This window comes from Methylobacterium aquaticum (assembly GCF_001043915.1).
GTDB lineage: Bacteria > Pseudomonadota > Alphaproteobacteria > Rhizobiales > Beijerinckiaceae > Methylobacterium > Methylobacterium aquaticum.
In genome coordinates, this window is sequence record NZ_LABX01000402.1 from 1 (window position 1) to 558 (window position 558).

The following is a 558-nucleotide window of genomic DNA, read 5'->3' on the forward strand; positions in this document are numbered from 1 at the left end:
CGGTCGCCAAGCCCGCCTGCGGCTGCTACAGGGCCGTCCGAGATTTGCAGGTGTTGTGACCAATGACGGGTAACGGAGCCGCGGCCCCCCGGCCGGCGGCGGCGCACGAGGCGCTTCTGGCGCTGTTCGAGGACCGGGGCTACGCGCGGGTCGAGCCGCCGGTCTTGCAGCCGGTCGAGCCCTTTCTGGAACTGTCCGGCGAGGACATCCGCCGCCGCATCTTCATCACCCAGGACGGGGCCGGGGCGGAACTCTGCCTGCGGCCCGAATACACGATTCCGGTCGGGCGCCACCACCGCGCCGTCGCCGATGGGCAGGCGGCCGATTACAGCTATCTCGGGCCGGTCTTCCGCCTGCGGGCGGCCGAGCCCGACGAGTTCCATCAGGCCGGCATCGAATCGATCGGCCGGACCGACGTGCCGGCGGCCGATGCCGAGATCCTCGGCCTCGCCCTCGACGGGCTCGACCGGCTCGGGGCCCGCGACCACCAGGTCCGCCTCGGCGATATGGGGCTGATCACCGCGCTCCTCGATGCGCTGACCGTCCAGCCGGCGGCCA

General features: G+C 72.4%; 1 protein-coding gene. It reads left to right on the top strand.

From position 1 onward, the window contains the following. Positions 1–62: 62 nt before the first annotated feature. The coding region (locus VP06_RS32805) for an ATP phosphoribosyltransferase regulatory subunit (RefSeq protein ID WP_048468016.1) at positions 63–558 on the top strand (496 nt) is incomplete at its 3' end.